The following is a 21,347-nucleotide window of genomic DNA, read 5'->3' on the forward strand; positions in this document are numbered from 1 at the left end:
GCCATACATCATCAGACGCCCATATTTCGGGTATTCTATTATAAAACTCTTTAATTTTTGATAAATCAATTTCCGACATCTTTTAACCTCATGCATTTTAACGATAATTCTCAATTATCTATATAATAACTGTATACCATGCCCTCAAAACACTATTATTTTTCTTAGAATGGAATGAATCGGAGCATAATTATGTGTAGCAACTACCTACCTAATATCGCCAGAAAACACTAGGTTCAGCTCATCACGCCAATTAACGTATAACACTTATCAACACTATTTATTTCGTTAAAACCGTTACCCGGGTTGTCCGACTTCCAAAGCATATTTTCTTTTACACCCCAGAATAGGTTAAACTGCAGCTCCTATGAGCAGCTCAGAAAACAAAGAAGCTGCTCGTAAAAACAAATCAAGTATCAAAATACTCCGGCCTAAGAAGTTTTCCAAAACCGCCAAAAAGTTGAAAAAGTGACTAAAGAAGCCTTGACCTACATAAAATTCCCTATGTAACATTAAGCTCGGACTCAAACCAATAATACCATTATGCAACTAAGCACCAGACAAAAGCAATCGTTGCTTTTCCTAACGGCAGAATGCTTGATACTTGTATGTTCCAGACTCCATCAAGCCGAAATAACTACTCAAGGAATCAGCCACTCTATGAATATGTCACATCCTTTCAAGCCAGAAAAATCCGCTGTCTGTTAACATAGTAGATTAATTACTGATTACCAAACAGAATAATCCTAATATTGCGCAAACGCAAAACTACATATCAATACTGTCAAATGTAAAATTCACCTGCATCTTCCTTTTTGGGAAGATAATGGCTCTGCTCAAGAATACTTTTATTCTTGACTTTTAAATAAGTCATCCACTTGAGCATTCACTATATTTTCCTGGTAAATCTGTATAAACCTTTTTCTATTTATATCTTCACTAAATACATCTTCTGGTAAGTCATTTATTGAATATGCATACGGTTTCTTAAGGCATTCAAAAGACATAAATTTTTTCACAATGCGGCTACGATCAATTTCTGTTATTTCTTTATGTTTAAATACATTATCTACAATTAACAGACATAACATATCCAAGCCTTGAATAATCGGATATATTTTCCCATTGTCTTCCGCCAATCTCATTACAATACTATAAATTAGCGGGCATTGGTCAAACTCAGATTTTAACAAATTCCAACTTAGCTTGTTATCTTTATAACTGTTTATAAGCGTTGCTATTATTGATAAGTAATATCGCCCATATCTTCTCGATTTTGTATATGCCAATAAACATTCATTGAAAACTCTTTTTACCACTGCCACTTCATATTTGTCATATACTTTATTTTTCAGTTCAAATGCAATATCATAATATACTTGAAATCGCTTTGCGTTTACATCTGGTAAAAAAACAGATCTAACCAAACGATAGCTTTTGATTGCATTGATTTCAGAGTATAGTTCTTTATCAACCCATATCCCAATTCCTTTAAATTGATTTTGTTTCATATACAAACTAGCTATATCACTTCTTTCAAAAGCAACGCCAAAAAAGTTTTCATCCCTAGAACATGTAGGATTCACAATCCCTATTTCCCCTTTTGTTAACGCAGCATTGAAAAACAATTTTTGTGCACATAAACTTTTTCTTAAGGAAACCAAAAAATCAAGCATAGGTCTTAGTTCTTTAGACTCCGCATAAAGACAGTCACTAAATATGCCAATCTTTCCAACGCCTTTTAAACGATATGAATTTGCCTGAGCTTCTTTGTAAAAAATTGAAATATTTGTATTATATATTTCAGGGGCACCGCAAAAATCTTTCGTTCCTAATAAATCTAAAAAGGTAATATATCCCATATATCTACACCTCATCCGGATCAAGATAAACCATATGGAACAACGCATATGTCTCTTCCAAATTAATATAAATATTTGGATCAAGATCCTTTTTTACCATAAATTTTTTCCGCTTGGTGCCCATATAGGGAAAGATCTCTTTGTTGCAAATCAACAGAATAATTTTTTCATCCCTATCATCTGAGAATGAGCTCTCTATATCAACTGTTTGATTTTTAAATAATTCGATTATTTCATCAATATCAGTTTTTGAAATCCCTGAAATCAATTTTTTGAATTCTTCTGGATTATCAGATGGTACTTTTTGATTCTCAATATCAAATTCTATATCATTGTTTTTAAGATCAATATAGGCAACCGGTATAACATGTTTATAATATAAATCTGTAAATTTTTTTATTAATTCTTTGATTTTATCTGGATTTTTTTGAATATCGTCAACATATGGAAGCGAAATAGGCAAATAACGTATCTCTAAACGTTTCTCATCTGGCGTTCCAAAGCTAGCCTTTCTTGCAATACTCGACATCGATAAATCTAAATATTGTTTTTTTATCATACTAAATGATTGACGATATGATAAATCTGCTGGAAGTCTAAAATAATGATATAATGCAATATCCAGCATAATACTTACAATTACTTTTCCTAATTCATTAACTCCGGTTTCAATTACCGCACTATAATTTTCATCCTCGCTAGTTTTCCATAAATATTTTTTAGTTTTAGAAAATAATTTAACTGACAGGAGATGACTCACATCATTCTTCGCCAATTTTTCCTTTGAAATAAGATGACAATATTTATCACTGAAATCATAATCTTCAAACGAAGTCACGCATATCCTTATATCATGAATATCATCTTCTTTAACTTCATTATATACTTTATTTATAGCTTGTGATTCAATTACCGGTATATACTTAGAATTAACAAAGGCATCTGAAGAAAAAACCCTCGCAACAAGTTCATTTACATCTGAAATGATATAGTATAAGCTCTCTTTCAAGTCGACTACTTTTTCTCGGATAACATCATTTGGAAAATCTTCAACATTAGGATACAAAAAAAGGACTATTCTTCTATAAACATCCCTGTTACTATCTTTTGTACTCATTCTTTTCACTCCACAAGTAGCTTAATTCAATTATAGTTATCATACATTATTAGACATCGAAAATCCACATAAATATTATCAAATTATGGTAATATTTAGGCTTTTTGTGTTAAGATGAGCATATAATCACCACAACCCTCCATAAAATCACAAATGCTACATAATTTCAAACTACTCTTTCTATCTGCTGTCCGTAAATAGTTTTTTTAAATCGGAATCCCTTCACCATACCAAAAATAGTTTTCGATATTCTCAAGAACCATTTTTCTCATCCTTTTTCCTTTTTATTTTCATATTGTTCGGCACAGTACAATGCAATTCCTATGCCCGACAATCCTGTCATCAAAGACGAATTATATTTTTCAAGTGCAGAAAACTGCTTTCCTTCTATCTGCATCAGGATTCTCCATCCCAGTCTCCGCATTTCCTGCTCAAGCTCAGCATCCGGATAGTCCTTCAAAAAATACCATAAAGCCATATAATAGCCACTCAAGCCATGACACAAACATAAGGCATCCGCCTCTCTTTCCTCTAAAAATATTTGCTTGCAATATTCTATATCTCTTTCCACTGCTTTATCAAAGAATCCTGCCTTTTTCAGCTGAAGTCTGGATAACAGTATCCCAACTGCTCCATGGCACCATGTATTATTGCACACTCTATTACCTCTCGGCTGTCTCAAATCTTTCCAATTTCCATTTACAAGCAGGCTATCTTCATAAATCAACAATCTATCAATTCTTTTTTGATATATTTTATTACCGGTATTCTCTAGTAGAACTCCGCAGGCAAGTAAAAGTCCACTGTTTCCATGCGAAAGCCCAGCCAATGGTGGCACATTTCTTTTTATCCTCCATCCTGCCTCGCTCTCTAGCATTTCACAGTTTCTCCAAACTTCTTCTCCCATCATGACAGCATGATCAAGATAAATCGTTTCACCCGTTAGCTTGTACAATTTTCCGTACACTACAATTGCTCCTGAAAGGCCACTCAGATAATCCATACAGGTTTCCGCACACCAAAACTGTTCCACTATTTCTGCCTGCATTTTTGCATACTTTAAAAAAATTCCATTCCCTGTTATTAGATAAAGTATTAGATATACGGTAATTAAAGACCCTTCTCCATCAAAAACATCTGCTCCTATTGCTTTCAGTTTATCTGATTTACCAATATTTTCTGTATGCTGAAAAAGTTTTCCTACTATTACTCTCAGTATATAAGCATACAGTTCACACCTGCTTTCCTTTAAAACAGTTGCCAAAAAAACCGCGATTCCTCCCAATCCATCATACAAATACATGCCAGACGAATCAAACGAGCAGGAATACGTGTTCTTTACATGTGGAATGCAAAAACTAATATCATCATTTCTACTAATGAATGCACTGCAACATATTTGAGCGGCAATTGCATCTATTTGTCGTTTCGCTCTTTCTTTAAATCCAGAAGCAGCTCTTTCTAAATGTTGATGACTGTACTTCCTACTCATATACCTTCGCTCTTTTAACATTTCCAGCGAGCACTCAATAAATGATAACTGTAGGTCCATATCCTGCATGCAAATATTTTCTATCTTTTTTAACCAGTTATCCTTCGGTGTCCTCTCCAAATAGCCCGGATATTCATTTCCTTGTCCATCTGATAAAGCTGTCTTATTTCCATAAATATAAAAAACCGGAATATCCATTTGAAGTAAAGAATTCCTTTCGTACTGCAAAAGAGATGGAACAGGGGTATTCCTATCCAGAACATGAAGAAACAGCCTTCTCTTTTCGAAGGATTCTAAAAGTTCTGGAAAATAGGATGATTGCAAATACATCTGGTATTGCTGTGTATGCCGAACCAAATATCTGCTTTTTCCTGAAAAAAGGCCTTCTATAATATCCATATACTTGTCTTTATTTTGTAAAAAAAGCATATATGCTCTTTGGAAGCCATGGCATATTGCTTGTCTATATAATGCCGGATTTGCCGCTTTTCCACAATAAACCGGAAGGCTGCTTAATATTTTTCCATCGCCTTGTCTATATTCTATATGAATTTCTGAAGTTCCCGGACGACAAACCACTGGATGCTTAAGGAGACTCTGTATTGAATCACCTTTATGAAATGCGCTCAAAATTACTTTATCACTCCAAAAATACACCGGCAGAATTCCTGTGCTCAACACAGAATGCCTTACAGCATCATTTATTTTTTGCTCTGCAGTTTCGTTTATACTATATGGTTTATAACCTGGCACTGTCTCCAGAGCTATAGGAACAGGATATTCGCCTGATGCAATAATGTTCTCACCATGCATGTTACTCACATCCAAGAGGTAAGAAAGGAAGAGCAAAATTCCCATCCGTCCAAAATATCTCTCTAACTCATCTTGATTTTTACACTCCTCATAATTGATATATTCTTCCCAACCATAGTTTTCACATGCCAAAATAGATACTTCTCTCCATGGCAATTCTGCCTTTTCACAAAAATTGGAGTACAGCTGAAAAAACAACTTATCCTTATGTAATTCTTTTGGTTTATACATTAAAATATACTGATTATCCAAACAGACCTTTGCTACTGCCTGCCCCCTATTATGAACATCTGACATTCCACATTTAATGCTATCTATCTTTAGAAATGTCCTTCCATGACAGAGTTCTTGAACGAGAGTTTTCTTATCCCGTTCAACAGCCTGCAAAATTCGGTATATCTCCCGTACCACCATTATTATCTGTCGAAATATCAGTTGTTTTATCTCTGGAAAATCGTCACAAATCTTTTTAATATATGCACCGTCCATTAAAAAATTGCTTTGGTAATCTGTATATTCTTCCTCCGAGGTCGTTCCTTTCAGCATTCCTCTGCCTTTCTTATCATGAATGTCTTGTATTAATACACGCAAAGGTATCCAAAATATAGCAGAATATAAGTTTGACAAAAGATTTTTTTCCGGGTTATTTAACTGCGGCATACTGCTAACCTCCGCATATTCAACAGCAATTTTCCCAAAGAAACCGAAAAAATTGCTAAAAACTCCTTCTGAACCATATTGGGTCCAATCCTTAGTATTCAAGAGTGTTTTTTCATAAATCTTTTCCAATACAGAAATTTCTCTCTCGATTTTCCTCTCATCTAAAATCATATCATTATCTGTCACTGTCAAACATATTTCTCTGCCTAAAACTGTTTCCTCCAATTCTTTTTTGCTTTCAATTTCTTTTTTATAATCCATACTTTGCAACTCCCCTGTATAAACAGAGAATGCGGCATCAAACCGCACTCTCTACCGCCTTTCTCATTAGCAACAAATAATACTAAGGCTATCACCAGAAGTATAGGTCACTGAATATAACCCTTCCTCACACAGAAACACAATTCGTTTTTCTTGTTTTCTCGATCTCCATCAGCAAATCCTCGCTACAATTAATTATTTTTACTCTCAGTATTCATAATCATTCTTCTTCTCTTATTTTGACACTATAACGTCTACTTCAAAATTCCCACCTTCATACCGAAATTCAATATCTCCGCCATATTTGCTGACTATCCGTTCTACTTGTTTTACCTCATGCCATGAGCATTAGTCTCCTGCTTTTCCGTTACAGGCTTTCCTTTCTTCATTCTGTTTTTGTGCAACTATTGCATAAGTGCAATACAAAAATACGGTAGAAATTCCATACATGCATACGGATAGGTTCTTCATATTCTCACCTTTTAAATTTTTCAAAAAGCTATTGAATAGATTGAAATGCTTTGGACAAACTTTGAACTAGTGTCGTTTCCAAATATATATTAGAAAATATAAACCTCAAAGATGTCCATTACGTGCTGATCATAATTTGCCATATAGAGAAAAAAGAGTTCCTTTATTTTCATGAATACATTTTATTATTTCAAGACCATTCATTCCAAGTAATTCTACACCGTAATTTATCGTCCTCTACTTAATATTTTGAATCAAATAAAATTAACTTTTATAATAAATACGAATTAAAACCAAAAAATCGTAACTTTCTATAAAAATATAATCTTTCCAGACAAATTATATGGTTTTCTTCTCTGGGCATACTCAGACATCTGTTCTAAAAAATCCCTCCAAGGTTTTCCACGGCCACATAAAAAATAATAAGAAGGTATGTCAGCAAAAAACATAACAACATACCAAATGAGAAAATACGGATCTTGGGCGGGATCTTCTGGGCTTCGGTTTTCAATCGCTGCAGCTCAATCTGCTTGAAATCATGAGCCAGCATCTGGAAATAAACCGCACTGTCATCCCCGCGCAGCACGCCAATCAATCCTCTCACCACATCCGACAACATAGGAGAGTTAAGCCGTGCTTCAAAACGCGTCAAAGCCGCTTCATAATTCGACGACCTCATATCTGCCAACAGGATGTCCAGTTCTCCGGTCAAGGCCGGGCCTGCATTGGTTTTGAACCGCTCCAGCATCCCGATCACATTACGGCTGGCTTTCAGTTCCTGCTCAATGTTGGCAACCATCCTCGGCAGTTCCCCCTCAATTTCCTCCCGTTTGGCTTTCAGCTTTTCGTCTGCCTTCTGAGTTTCCTTGAAGTAAATGAATACAGCCAGAATGACGACAACTGGTGACAGCAGAGGCAATAAAATTATACATGGAACGACACCTAAGAGGACTGCCCCTGCTTTCGTCAGAGCATATGCCTGGTAAACTTCCGGTGTCAGGTTCATGTCACTGGCTTTTAACACATTTGCCATACGGCCCCGCTTGTATTCATCAATCCGGATATACTTCGCCAGCCACACTGCCACCGTCATCAGCCCGGTTTCTAAAGTTTTTGCAGCTTTCTTTTCCTGTTTCACCGTCCCCAACATGGCTCTGGCCGCACCAATGGTAGGCAGCCGCAGAACCGCAGCCGACAAAAGGAACAGGCCCAAGGCCAGAAATACCCCAAATAAAAATAGTAATCCCATCATACAGCTCACCTCCTGTATTCAATGGGGCGGGTTAATTTTACCACGAGCCCTGCAGACACAAAGATCACCACAGCGGTCACCGACAGGATGATCTGGCCCAGAGGCGTATGCATCAACACGTCGTACCAGTCTTTATTTAACAGGTACATAAGCGGGATGTTGCCGATGACGAAGATCACCATGATCAAGAACTCTTTCCGCGGCTCCGCAATCAGATATTCCAGCTCAGCGTTGACATTTCGCATATCGGAGAGTTTTGCCACGATAGGAGTCAGAGTCGTTTTCAGGCTCCGGTCATGCTGGCAGTCACTTAAGGCATCACACCATTCTCGGAACACCTCATTGTCAATCCTCCCCCGCGTAGTCCGGAGCGCTACCCCTACATCGGGGTTTACCAACCTCACCTGCACCAGAAAATCCTGGAACACCTTTGACACCGGCGGGTTTAAATATGTGGTATTTTCTTCTACCGCCGTCACAATATCCTCAGTACGCAAGTAGGCCGTCGTGATCACAGACAGCGCTGTTTCCAGCTCTGCCGATACATCCCGTTTATAGTGGCTGGCTGTCAGCTTCACATACCAGAAGGGTAAAAACATAAATCCCACAGCCATGACCGGGGCCAGAAAAAAATTTCCAAGCAGGATTGCAATGGAACCTCCCAGGCAGAACAGCGCCAACGATATGGCACAGATAACAGAAAACCGATTCCCGCGCCCTGTCATCTCCAGGACGGATTGTGCCTCCGTGAGCTCCCTCCGGAGGAGCCCCACCTTTTTCCTTCCTGACGATTCCTTGATGTCCTCACGGATGCTTTTCTTCGGCCGCAGCAAAAATGCAAACAGGCTGTCCGTAAATTCCATAGGCCGAAGCCCCAGAATCAGGAAAGCTCCTACGATCATTCCCGCGCAAGCCAGTAACTGAATCGCTGTCATACTGCCTGAACCTCCTTTCCTTCTTCGGGAGCCGCAAGGAGTTTTTTCAATATTTCTTGCGGCATCCCATTTTCCATAAACCGGCGGGCGAGACTGTCCGAAATAGCATTGACCTTTTTATGGCTGCCTGCAATGATAAATTTCCCATCCTCCACCCGGTTTTCTGTGATCCGGTACTGGAACAACGGTCGGAATACCCTTGTGCCATCCGGTTGAATCTCGCATTCCATGATCTCCATCAGACGCCGTTCCTTGTTTTCAAGCTGCTTACAGAATGCCACAATCGGGTATGCTTCCGTCACAAATCCCATCAGGGTTTCATCACTCATATCTGCAGCACGTTTACACAGGGACACCATTCTGCGGTATGTGGCATCACAACTCATAGAATGAATGGTGGTCACCACCGCCACGCCGGTACGGGCTGCCTCCTGCGCCGCATTTGCTTCCGGCCCGCGCATCTCACCAACCACAATAATGTCGGGGTTAAATCGGAGCGCCATGTCCAGAAGAGCAATCTGATCCACCCGCTGACGCTCATTTTCACTGTCACGAGTGAGGGTATGAATCACCGAATTTACCACCTTTCCATCCTTCCGCCGCACCAACGCCAGTTCCCTGGAACCATTCTCAATGCTGTAGATCCGCTTGTTATCCGGGATCGTAGTCAAAAGCCACCCCAGCAGAGTAGTCTTGCCAGAACTGGTGGCACCTGCCACACAAACTGAGATCCCGTAGCGGATACACTCGGAAAGAAAATTCAGCATTTCGTCTGTGGCGGTACCGCCCCGGATGAAATCTTCTTTATTCATATTCTGAGGATTAACAATCCGGATAGACGCGGCCACCCCTACATCTTCATCTACGATAGGTGTCTTTAACACAGCGATACGAATATTTTTACTGAGATGGCCAAGAACACTGGGGCTGGCGTCATCTAACACCATACCGGAAACATGCAGCATTCGCCGGATCACATTGATAGCATGTTCCGGACTGTTAAAGTGTTCATCAAGTTTCTTTGTCATACCGCCGGAAAACTGCACCTCCACATCGTCCCATGCATTCACGTCGATTTCCTCAATTCCTTCCCCATAGATATACTTGGTCAGGAAACCAAACTCTGCCATCTCAGAATAGATAGCGTTTATCAGTTCCTCTGTGGTCATGCCCTGAACCGTAATCCGGTGGTCCTGGATATATTTCCCTGCAAATCGGCGGATCTGAGACTTGACTTCCTCGCTGCCTGCCACCGTTACAAGATTGCTGTACTCTTTGGATAAGTACCCCTGCACCTCACGAAGGACTTCTGAAAATTCACGTTCCTTCTCGTCAGCGGAAAAAAACAACTCCTGAGTGCGCATGGTTGAAACGGGCCGTTTTGGTGGGACATATTCGCCACTCTCCTCCTGTGTCAGTTCCAGTTCATGCTTTTCTTTCTGTTTATCCTCATTTTCCTCCATATCTGCCACATTTTCTGGCTGAATCTCCTTTACAGCTTCATCCCCGTTCGGAGCATCCGGATCAGAGTGAAGGGCGGCAGTCCAGTCCTGACCATGTTCAAAAAACTGTGTAGACTCTGGTTCCACACAGCTATTTGCTCCCGAAACACTTTCTCCATCCTCCATATAAAATATGGATTTACTCCGCCTATCTCCTAACATCCGAACACCTCCCTTGTGATGGCCTCTATAGATTTCCGAAATCCCCGACTATCCTTCAAGCCCAATTCTTTAAACAAGTTTCCCTCCAACACTTGGGAAGCCACTTCCTCGGAATGAGGGATTTGAAATGCCACACTTCCCAGCACCTGTTCGATATGTCCGCTGGCTTCATTGGGACGCACGTTGCTGGCTACTTTATATTGCTTATCGGCATCCCATTTACTCTCCCTGAGAAGCGGAAGCTGGCTGGACAGATAGCTGATAGATTTCAGGTCACAGTTCACCAGCCGGAGCACCGCATCTGCCTCCAAAAGTGCAACCGCCGACAGAATATCATTTGCGATCCCACTTCCGCAGTCAATCACAATGTTTGGTGCTATCTCCCGCAGGCAGGAAAGCAGCTCCTCCGCCTGTGTGCGTTCATAGGGAGGATAGGTGTATTCGTTCTCTCCTTTTCTCATCCCCAAGATCGTCAAATGGCGAAATCGTTTATGGGTAATGCAATTATGCCTCACCAGGGATTCCGACACATGGGCTGCAGCCAGAATGCTTCCCAAAGAATGTTCTTCTTCCAAATCTTCTGGCGGACAGATGCAGGGGAGCATCGGTGTGTTCATATCACAGAGGAGCAGTGCTACATCCCGTTTCTGTCCCGCGAGTCGTGCCGCCAGCTTCACCGCTACCGTGGTCTTACCTGAACCGGGGCTTCCCCAGACTGCCAGCATCTGGTTCTCGTTTTCCGGTTCCCAGCCGGATCCGTCCCCGTTTGAGCCGCGGCTGAATATGCTGTTTTTTAAAAAGTTCAAGGCTTACCCCACCTCACTTTCCTCAGCTTCCTCGGATTCGCCAGATTCGCTTTCCGATGTTTCTTCCAAAGCAGTACTTTCCGTTTCTGCAGCTTCTTCTGCATTGTCTGCTTCCTCGGCAGTCTCTTCCTCCGGGGCATATAGTTCAGCCAGCACTGTCTCCTGTGCTGTAATAAATTCGGCAGCGTTTTTCTGCTCACCGCGATATACCAAAGAAAGATGGATATCCCCGTCTGCCTCCAATTCTGCAAGAATCATGGACTGTTCCGGCGTAACCAATAAAGTAACTGTATCCGGGAGCTCACGGTCCTCACCTTCCTCTGTCTGTTCTCCAGTATTGGCATCTGCACCACTGTTTGCCGTTACTGCAATCACTTCCACATACTGAAGCTCCGGAGGAATTATTGTCACACCTTGCTTTTTGTAATCTGGCGCGATCACCGAAACGATATCGCCGCTTTGAAGTTTTCCGGATAGGCCGTTTGCAAAAGATTTCACAGATACAGAAATCGCCTGTTTTTCCCCGTTCAAGTTATAAAGGTACGCATTCTCTGCTGATGGTTCATTTGTGACTTTGGAAGTCAGGATATAATCTCCTGGCTGCAATTCCGCAGAAGCAAATTTCCCAATCACACTGTTTTGATTTGTGATGACACTTTCCGGCAGGTTGTATGCTCCTACTTCTACTGTCTCTAGCATATCCGCTGTGATTTCTTCATCTTTCCGTATCTCTTTCGCAACACGGACTATCTCCGTTTTTTCACTGATCGCTCTGTTAAACAACGGAGTAACCGCAAAGCAGATAATCAGAGACAACATAATACAGATAATTCCTATCACGGTTCTGTTTCTTAAAAACTGCATCTTCACTTCCTCCTTTCTCGTTACCGTCGGACAATGTAATGCCGGCGCCGACGGTAAAAGGCGACACATGCCATAACTGGCACTGCCATGCAAATAAAAAATAGAACTCTCTTTTTCATATTTAATAAACCCATCCTTTCATCTTGAAATAATAAGCACAAATACATCCTGCCGCCAGAAATGGACCGAGAGGTAATGGCACTTTTGCTTTATATCCATGAAATCTTTTTAAAATATAGCTTCCGCTCCCATACACAATGAATGTTGTTAATCCTACAAGAGACGCTGTCAGACCAGCCGGAAGTCCGAGAATCAATCCCGTGCTTCCAGCCAGTTTTATATCCCCTCCGCCGATTCCATCTGATTTTCCGGGGATAAGCCCGATCACCAGATAAGGAAACATACATAAGAGGCCCAGGATATTACCTACAGAAAAATCAAGAAGCGCCAAAGCTGCTATCCCGGCCTGCAGCCTGTCTGGGATGATCCGATGTCGAATATCCCAGACAGAAACCATGAAAAGCAGACCGAAAAACAAAAAAGCCTGAGCCATTTGAAAGACAGGCCGAAGGGACGCCATATTTTCTCCCAGAGGTACTAATGCATCAACCAGCATAGTTGAACATTTCTTCCACACGTTCCACAAGAGTCGGGAGAACCGTATCATTAAACAGGGCATAAAGGCCCGCCAGAAGCAATGCTCCCAATACGACTGCGATCAAAATTTTAATTGCAGTATCCACGTATCCTTCTCCGGATGTTTCCGCCAGCTTTGTTCTGGCTCTCCAAATCTTTTTTGCAGCAGATATGCGCATTTTTGTGAGATATTCTTTCATATTCTTCAAATTTCTTTCCTCCATTTTGGGTATATAGTTTCTCAAGACCACTTACACTCCCGCCATCTGCTGGCCATGTGTCTTAGATTTCATCTGTTTTGATTGAGACGCTTCCTGTCCCTGACCAGAAGCCGTCTGTACCATGTCTACAGCCTGATGGTATGCCTGTAGTATTTCATCATTAATCTGCTTGCGAAATTCTGCAGTTACCGGAAAACAGATATCCTTATAGGAATTTTCCGTTTTTCGGCTTGGCATGGCCACAAACAGGCCGTTTTTACCGCCTTCTACGACCCTGATTCCCCGGACGCCAAAGCAGTCGTCGATAGTCATAGATGCGTGTGCTCTGATCCCTCCCTGTGAGCCGGGCGGCTGTAAGGTTGTAATACGGATATCCAGTTTTGGCATAATATTTATTCCTCCTTCTTTTTCTGTGCTTTTTCATATGGTTTACCCTTTCGTTTTTATTGCATAAGCAGACAACCGAAGTCATCTGCTTATAGCTGCATAGCTTGAGACGGACACATGGATGGCGGCTGAGAAGAAAATTCGACCTGACGGAATCCTACAGCATCTACATAATAGAATTCACTTCCCTGTTCATCATATAATTCCAGGACATCACTTATCGACAGAGAATGCCCGGTATATCCGGATGGCCAGTCCATGTTAAATTTTTCAAAAAGATCCTCCAGGTCATTTGTATCTGCAGTACCCTCGAAAACTTTCTCATAGTTTTCGATATCCGGTGGACCAAATTTCCGCATTAAAGTATCATACGGCACAAACTTCATCTGAACATCTACATCCGGTTTAAGCTGCCATACGCGGACCTTTTTCAATGCCTGCTGATTTTCTTCCATACTGCGGGCATTCATAAGCCTCTCATAGACCCCCCTTTCTATCCGAATCATCCGAATGTCTTTCTGCCTCTCCAGATACTCTGTCAACTCCCTCACCTGGAACATCGGATCAATCACAGCACATCCGTCCCGAATCTGTCCGGCGCGGCTGCCATAATACACAATCACTCCGTTTTCAATGCGGATCTCTCCCACGTTCTTTTCTCCCTTCATGTCATAGCCATTTCTCCTCTCTGCCTGCTCTCCTTTGCTGCTTTCTGCAGTATCTGCTCATCCGGAAATACCCGCTTCCCTTCCACAATCTCAAGCACCGTAAAGTCGTCCCTGTCACAAATCAGGACACGATGCTGATAGTCTCTCTGCATTTCCACATAGTCCTGTACCTCTTTTTCTGTGCACAACCAAACTCCAGCCACATACCGGCCATCCGGCAGGAAACTGTACCCGGAATATTCCGGTATATGATTTTGCAGGTCCAATGCTCCCGGCGGCCGGATCTGTGAGAGCTGCAATCTGGCGTACTCTGGTAAGAGTCCTGATTTTAGAACCCCAGCTGCTTCATCACGGCGGCATTCGCAACGTCCTCCATCCCACAAGGATACAAGCTCGATACTTCCCCATGGAAGACGTCCATCTGAACCTTCTCCGCCCAGACAGAAATAAAGCTGCCCATGCTGCGGTACAAGGGATGCATGGTCATAAAGCACAATCACTTTATTTTTTACCAGGAATCCAGATCCGGCAGTTTCCAAATCACCAGAGCCAAACCAGCGCATTCCTTTCACTCCCCCTTCTGCTGAATCAAAGCACTCAGTTCGCTTATCAGCTCCAATCTGATATCATCCGGCATAGATTTGATTGCAGCGCGCACATAGGCTTCTACCATTTCTGGTGACTGGACACCTACCTCTATTACATCCACCTTCTGTATTGTCACATTACCATCTGATAATCCCAGCCTGACAATATCTCCACGCCGTATTTTAGCCGCATCCCTGATATTCTGCGGAATCAGGACACGGCCTTTTTCATCTACCAGCTTGTAAACAGGTTTAATCTTCAAAACAGCCCCCTTCCCCCTGAAATTCAAAAAGCTGGAGCTGCCGTGGCCGCGACCGCTCCAGTTCTTTCGGATCATAATTCGTGACCAGCACTTCCGGAAATTCACATCCCCCCTCATACCGCTGGGCCAGATTATTTAACCGCGAAACGGCTGTGATCTCATATCCTTTATAAAGCTCCCGGATAAACTCACAGTCGTTATAGCTGACCATCCATTTCCCTTTGCAGCCCGTCAGTGTATCTCTAAGTCTTTGATGATCTTCTTTCCGAAATACCACTTCGTAGTGACCTTCTGTCTGGAAATACGGCGGATCACAATAGAAAAAGGCACTGTCCCGGTCGTACTGTCGGATCAGCGCCTCAAAATCTTTATTTTCTACTACTGTATCAGCGAGACGTCTCGATGCCTGCCAGATGGCATCAAAACATTTGCGGACATCGAAGGGCTGACAGCCAAAGGATGTACAGCCGCTCCCATAACTGTAGCGAATAAGTTTGAAAAAAGCGGCCGCCCGCTTCACATCCGTCACTTCCGCGTTATCCAAAAGAAGCTCCTGGATCTCATGAAACTCTGGAGGCGGCAGATACCTCTCAGTCAGCTCCAGTTCTTCTTCCAGAAAGCGCGTGTCAAACTCCCGCTTATCTAAAAAATTGCGGATTACGGTAAACTCATCTCTGCTGCAGATTGGAAGGAATCCCAGTTCCCGCAGGAATGCGCCTGTGCGGTTCTTTACACAGTAGAACAGGTTGGCCAGATTGGAATTGTAATCGTTATATACTTCCATGCATTTCTTATCCGGGGGCTTTCCAAAGAGTACCCAGCCGCCCCCTCCGAATACCTCTATATAACGATCAAACTGTACCGGAAACATCGTGTAAATGATATTCCGCAGTGCCTTTTTCCCGCCAACCCATGAAATAAAACTATTAATTCTCTATCATCCCCTTTTTTCGCATTTATGGGTACAGCGATATGGATTGTCTTTCTTCCGTATACTCCCGCTGAAATGGCTGCTCATTTCGCGAAATCAAACCATAAGCTGTAAAGACATATCCAACCTCTTTCATCTTCCGTTCTCCATAGCCTTGAAAGTCAAATGAGGAAAATGCCGGATCTTGCGTATCAATCCCAAGCTCTTTTAGAACATACTCTGCATAGGATGCCAATGAATATAGTTCGGGATCAAAATCATAACAGTTCAGATTTGCTACAATATCCAGTGCTAAATCCAGATCACTGCATAGCTCCAGTTCCATAGCCGCTCTATACTTCTCACGCATTCTGCTGTCCGAAAATGACTTTATCCTCTCTGCAAGCAGATTCAGCTTCCCAATATCTTCATCTCCTGCCAGCGGAAAAGCCAGAGCTGTTCCCCTGTTTTCAACAATAACGCAATCATCGAATGATTCTGCTTTCAGGCTCTCTAACGCCCTCATCATTTCATCCTGCTTTGCAGGCAGCGCAAGCCATACACTTGCTGCCTCTGGGTGCAGACAATTCACCAGCTGCAGGGAAATGGTCCCCTGCAATTCTGCCGGCATTTCCGGAAGGTTTCTACCATCAAAAACCTCCTGAAATTCTTCCGTGTTTCGCAGCACATATCCTTTGTGTGTATACGTTCCTCCGTCTTTTTCCCGGAGATAACGCCCCACTTTTTCCGGATCCAACAGCTCTAATGTTTCATCTGGAAGACTGTTTATCAGCTCCAGTATTCCACCCTCAATGCAGACCTTTCCCAAATCAGCATCACATAAAATACCCGGATAAAAGTCATAGCAATTCAGATTATACGAATGATTTATCAGAGACTTTTCCGTCATCCAGTAATGTGATCCATCTTCCATCATCTTTTCCCATAGTAGTTCTACTGCCCCTTCATAGATTTCCAGCTGTTGAAAGTTCATCTGACTGATGCGATATGCCAGCACGTTTATTTCCTCCAGCGTACAATATTCACTCAACCTCTTTCCAAGGAACTCTGGCCAGTCCAAATATTCCAGATGATAAGAACCATGCCCCGGTACTCTTGCTCTCTGCAGGGCATCCTCGATTTCTTCCTTTGCAACCGGCAGAGACAATTCCACTCCCCAGTACCCCTGCTTTTTTATTAAATCATCTGCGTACACGACTACTCTCATCTATTCGCAGCCCGCTCCCTTCTATATCCTCCAGATTCAAAACATCCTCTCCATAGCGTCTGATAAGGAACCCCGCAATAATCAAGTAAAATACCTCATCGTCTATCAGTTCCGGATCTGTCAGTTCTGAAAGACTAAGATGTTTTGTCCCCTGATATAATCCCTTTGCACTATGGAAAAGAATATAGCCCCGCAAATCTATTCCTTGGATCCGAATCTGCCGGAAAAGTATCAAATCAGGTTTTACTGCAGATACCGACCGTTCAAATAAAATGCGATCTGCTGATAACAAATAAGCTGCCGCACACATAGCAGACAAATCATCTGCCATACCATGAAAATCCCAGAATCTCTTAAATCTTTCTCGATGCCCTGTCAGAAAAAAAACCGGCTCTTTCCCTGCCATAAGCATCATACGGGCTGTTAAAGGTTCTTCATCTACTTCCGAAGCAAATAATGCTATCAGCTTAGATAAAGGAATGTTTCTCTGGCAAACCTTTTCACATTTCTTACCACTCTGTAATCGGCTGATAACCACCCCGTTTTTTCTTGCCCGAAAGCCTGGAACTACTTGCATCAGCTTCTCCAACTCTTCCTTTGGCGTACCTGTCATAAATTGTGTTGCCATGGTTTTGGCTCCTCCTCATATTGTTCATTCTCTTCTTCCTGAATCTCATGATTCGCCTGACGCCAGGTATCCATATCTTCCAGACGGAGCTGTCCCTCTATCTGATGTCCTTCCATCCACCAGTCAAATACTGCCTGTGCATTTTTCCATTTTACCCGACTTTCTCCTTTGTGCATTGCCTCCAGCATCCGGTCAAACGCATGCAGATATGCCTGCTTATAAGTTGGATACAGCCGAAACTCCATCCATCTTCTCTTTCCCGCCATAGGGCATCCTATACAACCAACCCGGTAAAATCCTCGTTCATAAAGGGGATTTACTTTTAAATGTTCGCTTCGGATAAAATCCCACACATCCCGGTCCGTCCAGTCAATAACAGGGTTACACACCCTCTTTCCTTTTAATGTACAAGATTCAAACAAAGCCCTTCTTTCATCATTGTCATTGTTTAAAATGAGTTTCTGTCTAACATCCGAGGTCAGGTTTTCATAAATTCCTCTGCTCTCCTTCCTTTTTATACTCTCTGCCCACCGGACTCCCGTAGTGATAAAACGGTCTTTTACAGTTTCTTCTTTCAATACCTGGCAGCAATATCTCTTTAGCCTTGTAGGCGGAAACTTCTTCATGGGGATCAAAGACCACATGGAGGTACGCTTTCCTTTGTACATTGGCTTAATAATTTTACAATGAACTCCCTGCTCCTCCAAACTCCTAAAGGTATCACGCACATAATATACCGTTTCCGGGGCATCTGCTGTGGTTAAACTGTGAACGACCTCATATGGAATTCCTGCCCGTCTTACAAGCTCCCGACAGACCAAGCTGTCTTTTCCACCGCTGTCGGTTATCACCAAAGGTTTTTCATAGATTCTAAGTGACATTTCTGACGCTGCTCGAATTCTTTCAATTGCTTTTTGTTCTAAATCCAATCAAAATAGAGTCAGATATCTTTTCCCGGCCGGAACTCTGCCTCCTTTCCAAAGGATTTTACGCAAAAAAATACAGGGATTATCCCTGCTTGTCCATTTTCCCTATTTTCTTTACTCTTATCAATTCTTCAACTGTCTCCCGGCTACATCCCTCCTAACTGCATTTCCCGTATCCGTTCTGGATCACCCCCTTTCAGCTCCTGCTCTGTTTTAAACTCTGTGCTCCAAATATCATAAGCCAAATCTACGTTGAGCAGGCCTTCTCTGGTCCGAATCTCTTTCTGATAAAAGCCTTCCCCAAATCCATCACTGCACTGTCCGCTCCACGCTTTTTTCACCTCCTGTAGTTCCCCTTCGGACAACTTCCCATGGCTTTTCACCTCCAGTACACCCCACAGCTTATGATCCCATTCTTCAATCTGAGGAATCATGCTGATCAACTTTCGTTTTAACAGGATGTTATCCATATAATCAGCCAGTCCCCGTTCAGATAGAAAGTCGCTATACTTTTGCAGGGCCCTTTGAATCTCTTTTTGATATCTGGTCAGATACAAAGCATCGAATGGAACCGCAAAATCACTGTATTCTGTTTTCCCCTTATATCTATATTTTTTATAGCACTGTCCCTCTGCCAGGCTATACAAGCGAAGCGTATGGATTTCCCCGGAAAGGGGGCGAATCGGATGTGTCTGGTTCCTGACCTTCCCCAAAGAAGTCGATATACTATCTTCATCTGTGTTTGCCATCTCATACTCATTCAGATGCTCTGCAATCCATACAGCTTTTTCAGCTGTCGAAGGTACTTCGGCCTCCATTGCTGCCAGAAATACTTTTTCTCGTTCTGGGTTTTGAGCCAGAGCCGATTGTACTGCGGCTGCAAATGTATTTATTTCCTGGATGCCCAAACCACAGGGAAGCCTTTCCTTTAAGCCGTCTATCCGTGAAATCAAATGTCTGTATCCAAATTCATCCAGATCCGTTACGTTCAAGAACCCTTCCATACACCTCATCTGCTTTTGAGAAGCCGGCAGATACAGGGCATAGATTTCCCCTCTGTAATAATATCTCCGTTCAAAGATACAATCCTCTCCGTTTTCAACTTTCTGATTAAAGTCAGGAAACCTTTTTCCATCGTAAACAGCAGCCATAGCCTGTTCATTCCGAATCACATAATTTTGACCGGTAAAACACCCCATATGCGCATCGGCAAACCGACGCCCTATATCCGACAAATCAACATTATCTCCCTGCCAGCTCATCCACAATGCAAACTCCGGATTCTCTGAAATATATTTTCCGAGTTCTTCATCATTTGTGATTCCAGGACAGACAGAAAACCTGTCCGCGTTATAAGACAGGTTAATCAGATACTTCAAATCTGCTCTTTTCGTGATCTGAACAGCCGCACAGAAAACCTCCAGTTCCTGGTCTGACATTCTTTCCATCCTTTGGGCCAGAAAATTCATTTCCTTTAAAAGATGCTTTGTAACCCTAGTCCACTGCAGTTCTTCTTTCATCCCCTTTAAAGGGCTTTCCAAATCCGCAATTTTTGCTCTGCCTGCGGTTTTGCTCTTTATGATATCATATGCTTCCGAGAGAGTTTCTTCAGATACCGGAAAGAACAGGCTGCTTTCTTTTTTATCCTTATCCACTATCAGACATCGGAACATATCCCCTGTTTCACCTCCGTCCTATTCCATCTTGATCTGCCAGTCCTGCAGGTAATCCTGTTCCTTTATGACGTTCAGTTTATGTGCTGCTCTGTCATACCGATACACCTCATCGGACAGCTTATCTTCTGGCCGTACAACGTCTTTATTGATTTTTTCCACCATTAACCGCAAGTCAAATACATCTACATCCTCCGTTTCTCTTAATATCAGAATTTCATGTGTTGATGAGGGAAGAACTAACAAATTGGAATCCAGCCTTTCTGCAATCCTTGCCATCAGTTCCTCGTCAAACATATAAACGGCCCCACAGGTTACTTCTGTATTCGTCAGCACGTACAAAAACGCATCTGTTTCCGCATCTTCTATCGACCTTGATTTTTTCTGAGATAATTCTTCCAAAGAATATTTTCCTTCCAACTGTCCCTGTATTTCTTCCATCGTTAACAAAACAGGCGGCATCACTTTCTTCATGTTATTCCACGCATCCGTTTGAAGCTGTTCTTTTGTGATACCCCAGTGGCTCAAATGCCGGCTATTGATAACCATGCTTCCTGTCTGACCATCATACAAATGAATTCTGCTTTGATAGATAAGTGCCAGATCTTCTCTGATATCATGAAGAATACCCTGCAGTCTCTGCGCATTCTGCTCCGCATTACACACTGATACAAACAGGCCGTTTTTTATCTTTTCATATGCTATAGATATGGAAACATTCTGAACTTCTTTTTGTGCGGCATCATACTGCTCTGCGATTTTCCTCCAGACATCTTCCAGGCTCCTGCCATCCTGATATTCTTTATAGAACGGCTCAAGGTACAGTACCGGTTCTACCTTATTGGTTTCTCCATTCCTCACAGAAAGACCCTGAAGCACAACACCGTTATTTTTCATCACTGGTTCTATCACTACTGTTTTATCCTGATAGCTTTCTGGCAGGAAATTCTTAATACACGCTTTTGTCATTTCCAGGAACAGTCTATATGTCACCACTGTCACCCCTATCACCCCTATTTTCTC

General features: G+C 42.2%; 20 protein-coding genes. All 20 read right to left on the reverse strand.

The window, feature by feature from the left end; translation table 11 throughout:
- Positions 1-848: 848 nt before the first annotated feature.
- Positions 849-1,862, reverse strand: coding sequence for a hypothetical protein (locus B5E82_RS16755; protein ID WP_087308675.1), 1,014 nt, complete (start codon positions 1,860-1,862; stop codon positions 849-851).
- 4 nt (positions 1,863-1,866) lie between these two features.
- Complete coding sequence (locus tag B5E82_RS16760) at positions 1,867-2,979, reverse strand: hypothetical protein (protein ID WP_087308676.1); 1,113 nt, start codon at positions 2,977-2,979, stop codon at positions 1,867-1,869.
- Positions 2,980-3,247: 268 nt separating this feature from the next.
- On the reverse strand, positions 3,248-6,205 hold the full coding sequence (lanM, locus tag B5E82_RS16765) for a type 2 lanthipeptide synthetase LanM (RefSeq protein WP_087308677.1): 2,958 nt from the start codon (positions 6,203-6,205) through the stop codon (positions 3,248-3,250).
- An 850-nt stretch (positions 6,206-7,055) separates the two neighbouring features.
- Complete coding sequence (locus B5E82_RS16770) at positions 7,056-7,928, reverse strand: secretion protein F (RefSeq protein WP_087308678.1); 873 nt, start codon at positions 7,926-7,928, stop codon at positions 7,056-7,058.
- Between the two features lie 5 nt (positions 7,929-7,933).
- Positions 7,934-8,863, reverse strand: coding sequence for a type II secretion system F family protein (locus B5E82_RS16775; RefSeq protein WP_087308679.1), 930 nt, complete (start codon positions 8,861-8,863; stop codon positions 7,934-7,936).
- Positions 8,860-10,227 carry an ATPase, T2SS/T4P/T4SS family gene (locus tag B5E82_RS16780; RefSeq protein ID WP_442911316.1) on the reverse strand — a complete coding sequence of 456 codons (1,368 nt, stop codon included), beginning with the start codon at positions 10,225-10,227 and terminating at the stop codon, positions 8,860-8,862. The genes B5E82_RS16775 and B5E82_RS16780 overlap by 4 nt, the downstream gene beginning before the upstream one ends.
- Before the next feature lie 293 nt (positions 10,228-10,520).
- The gene (locus B5E82_RS16785) at positions 10,521-11,333 is read right to left on the reverse strand and encodes an AAA family ATPase (protein WP_087308681.1); all 813 of its coding nucleotides are present in this window, start codon (positions 11,331-11,333) and stop codon (positions 10,521-10,523) included.
- A 3-nt stretch (positions 11,334-11,336) separates the two neighbouring features.
- On the reverse strand, positions 11,337-12,197 hold the full coding sequence (cpaB, locus tag B5E82_RS16790; RefSeq protein WP_087308682.1) for a Flp pilus assembly protein CpaB: 861 nt from the start codon (positions 12,195-12,197) through the stop codon (positions 11,337-11,339).
- A gap of 121 nt (positions 12,198-12,318) precedes the next feature.
- Positions 12,319-12,813: a prepilin peptidase gene (locus B5E82_RS16795; protein WP_242966362.1), complete on the reverse strand. Its 495-nt coding sequence runs from the start codon at positions 12,811-12,813 to the stop codon at positions 12,319-12,321.
- Positions 12,803-13,012, reverse strand: a complete 210-nt coding sequence (locus B5E82_RS16800; RefSeq protein WP_087308702.1) for a DUF6133 family protein — start codon at positions 13,010-13,012, stop codon at positions 12,803-12,805. Before B5E82_RS16800 ends, B5E82_RS16795 begins: the two co-directional genes overlap by 11 nt.
- A 72-nt stretch (positions 13,013-13,084) precedes the next feature.
- Complete coding sequence (locus tag B5E82_RS16805; RefSeq protein ID WP_087308683.1) at positions 13,085-13,441, reverse strand: SpoVG family protein; 357 nt, start codon at positions 13,439-13,441, stop codon at positions 13,085-13,087.
- A gap of 89 nt (positions 13,442-13,530) precedes the next feature.
- On the reverse strand, positions 13,531-14,109 hold the full coding sequence (locus tag B5E82_RS16810; RefSeq protein ID WP_330398414.1) for a YodL domain-containing protein: 579 nt from the start codon (positions 14,107-14,109) through the stop codon (positions 13,531-13,533).
- Positions 14,106-14,672 (reverse strand): hypothetical protein, encoded by a 567-nt coding sequence (locus B5E82_RS16815; RefSeq protein ID WP_087308684.1) that lies wholly within the window; start codon positions 14,670-14,672, stop codon positions 14,106-14,108. The genes B5E82_RS16810 and B5E82_RS16815 overlap by 4 nt, the downstream gene beginning before the upstream one ends.
- 5 nt (positions 14,673-14,677) lie before the next feature.
- Positions 14,678-14,959 (reverse strand): AbrB family transcriptional regulator, encoded by a 282-nt coding sequence (locus tag B5E82_RS16820; protein ID WP_087308685.1) that lies wholly within the window; start codon positions 14,957-14,959, stop codon positions 14,678-14,680.
- On the reverse strand, positions 14,949-15,890 hold the full coding sequence (locus B5E82_RS16825) for a DNA adenine methylase (RefSeq protein WP_087308686.1): 942 nt from the start codon (positions 15,888-15,890) through the stop codon (positions 14,949-14,951). The genes B5E82_RS16820 and B5E82_RS16825 overlap by 11 nt, the downstream gene beginning before the upstream one ends.
- Positions 15,891-15,915: 25 nt before the next feature.
- A complete protein-coding gene (locus B5E82_RS16830) occupies positions 15,916-17,085 on the reverse strand; it encodes an antirestriction protein ArdA (RefSeq protein ID WP_087308687.1) in 1,170 nt (389 codons plus the stop codon).
- Positions 17,072-17,725, reverse strand: coding sequence for a hypothetical protein (locus B5E82_RS16835; protein WP_087308688.1), 654 nt, complete (start codon positions 17,723-17,725; stop codon positions 17,072-17,074). Before B5E82_RS16835 ends, B5E82_RS16830 begins: the two co-directional genes overlap by 14 nt.
- Positions 17,707-18,606 (reverse strand): phosphoadenosine phosphosulfate reductase family protein, encoded by a 900-nt coding sequence (locus B5E82_RS16840; protein WP_087308689.1) that lies wholly within the window; start codon positions 18,604-18,606, stop codon positions 17,707-17,709. Before B5E82_RS16840 ends, B5E82_RS16835 begins: the two co-directional genes overlap by 19 nt.
- 191 nt (positions 18,607-18,797) lie before the next feature.
- The gene (locus tag B5E82_RS16845) at positions 18,798-19,913 is read right to left on the reverse strand and encodes a hypothetical protein (RefSeq protein ID WP_140393175.1); all 1,116 of its coding nucleotides are present in this window, start codon (positions 19,911-19,913) and stop codon (positions 18,798-18,800) included.
- A gap of 432 nt (positions 19,914-20,345) precedes the next feature.
- Positions 20,346-21,335, reverse strand: coding sequence for a DUF5688 family protein (locus B5E82_RS16850; protein ID WP_087308691.1), 990 nt, complete (start codon positions 21,333-21,335; stop codon positions 20,346-20,348).
- Positions 21,336-21,347 lie beyond the last annotated feature (12 nt).

The organism is Lachnoclostridium sp. An138 (genome assembly GCF_002160765.1).
GTDB lineage: Bacteria > Bacillota > Clostridia > Lachnospirales > Lachnospiraceae > Laedolimicola > Laedolimicola faecalis.

Bases quoted from the DNA above. Each gene is read 5' to 3' on its own strand.
- B5E82_RS16755 (WP_087308675.1), bottom strand. From the start codon at position 1,862: ATGGGATATATTACCTTTTTAGATTTATTAGGAACGAAAGATTTTTGC.
- B5E82_RS16840 (WP_087308689.1), bottom strand. From the start codon at position 18,606: ATGTCACTTAGAATCTATGAAAAACCTTTGGTGATAACCGACAGCGGT.
- B5E82_RS16780 (WP_442911316.1), bottom strand. From the start codon at position 10,227: ATGCGCACTCAGGAGTTGTTTTTTTCCGCTGACGAGAAGGAACGTGAA.
- B5E82_RS16760 (WP_087308676.1), bottom strand. From the start codon at position 2,979: ATGAGTACAAAAGATAGTAACAGGGATGTTTATAGAAGAATAGTCCTT.
- B5E82_RS16845 (WP_140393175.1), bottom strand. From the start codon at position 19,913: ATGAGCTGGCAGGGAGATAATGTTGATTTGTCGGATATAGGGCGTCGG.
- B5E82_RS16810 (WP_330398414.1), bottom strand. From the start codon at position 14,109: ATGAAGGGAGAAAAGAACGTGGGAGAGATCCGCATTGAAAACGGAGTG.
- B5E82_RS16775 (WP_087308679.1), bottom strand. From the start codon at position 8,863: ATGACAGCGATTCAGTTACTGGCTTGCGCGGGAATGATCGTAGGAGCT.
- lanM (WP_087308677.1), bottom strand. From the start codon at position 6,205: ATGGATTATAAAAAAGAAATTGAAAGCAAAAAAGAATTGGAGGAAACA.
- B5E82_RS16800 (WP_087308702.1), bottom strand. From the start codon at position 13,012: ATGCGCATATCTGCTGCAAAAAAGATTTGGAGAGCCAGAACAAAGCTG.
- B5E82_RS16815 (WP_087308684.1), bottom strand. From the start codon at position 14,672: ATGCGCTGGTTTGGCTCTGGTGATTTGGAAACTGCCGGATCTGGATTC.
- cpaB (WP_087308682.1), bottom strand. From the start codon at position 12,197: ATGCAGTTTTTAAGAAACAGAACCGTGATAGGAATTATCTGTATTATG.
- B5E82_RS16795 (WP_242966362.1), bottom strand. From the start codon at position 12,813: ATGCTGGTTGATGCATTAGTACCTCTGGGAGAAAATATGGCGTCCCTT.
- B5E82_RS16770 (WP_087308678.1), bottom strand. From the start codon at position 7,928: ATGATGGGATTACTATTTTTATTTGGGGTATTTCTGGCCTTGGGCCTG.
- B5E82_RS16805 (WP_087308683.1), bottom strand. From the start codon at position 13,441: ATGCCAAAACTGGATATCCGTATTACAACCTTACAGCCGCCCGGCTCA.
- B5E82_RS16835 (WP_087308688.1), bottom strand. From the start codon at position 17,725: ATGGCAACACAATTTATGACAGGTACGCCAAAGGAAGAGTTGGAGAAG.